The sequence below is a fragment of the Desulfurellaceae bacterium genome (genome assembly GCA_021296095.1).
Taxonomy (GTDB): domain Bacteria; phylum Desulfobacterota; class Binatia; order Bin18; family Bin18; genus JAAXHF01.
Genome location: JAGWBB010000017.1, coordinates 42,822 through 43,508, shown reverse-complemented (window position 1 = coordinate 43,508; position 687 = coordinate 42,822). Strand labels below are relative to the sequence as shown.

Here is a 687-nt window from a genome sequence, read left to right as displayed (position 1 = left end):
GTCTACTACGACCCGGATGCCCGGCGGGTCGCCCTGACCGGCGAGCTGACCCAGTGGGGGCAGACCGGCATGCCGCTCTCGCCCCTGGGTACGACCGGCTTCTTTTATCTGACGGTCGACGTCCAGGGACCGGCCCGGGTAGAATATAAATTCATCGTCGACGGAGAGTGGGTGTCCGATCCCTTTTGCCCCAATGCGGTCGATAACGGCGTCGGTGAGCAGAATTCCTACTTTATCATCGGGGACTTGCGCGATCCGCCGGAACTCGAACAGGTGTCCGACATCCCGCACGGCGAGGTCGAGGAGTTCGACTTTCAGAGCGCGATCATGCACAACACCCGACGGGTCTATGTCTACCTGCCGCCCAACTATGAGCAGGCCAAGACGACCCGCTACCCGACCATGTATGTCCACGACGGGGGGGAGTATCTGACCCGTGCCCGCCTGGCGACCGTGCTCGATAATCTTATTCAGGCTGGGGAAGTTCCGCCGCTGATGGCGGTCATGATGAATCCTGGCGAACGCATCCGCGAGTATTGGGCGAACGATGACTATGCCCGCTTTCTCGAACAGGAAATGATCCCCCATATTGACAGCCATTACCGCACGATTGATCACCGGGATGGGCGGGGGACGATGGGCGCCTCCATGGGCGGGCTGATGTCTACCTATCTGGGCCTCGCCTAT

Annotated in this window: 1 protein-coding gene; it reads left to right on the top strand. The window is 60.7% G+C overall.

Annotated elements, in window-relative coordinates:
- Positions 1–687: hypothetical protein (locus J4F42_05875; protein MCE2485021.1), on the top strand; the 687-nt coding region annotated here is incomplete at both ends.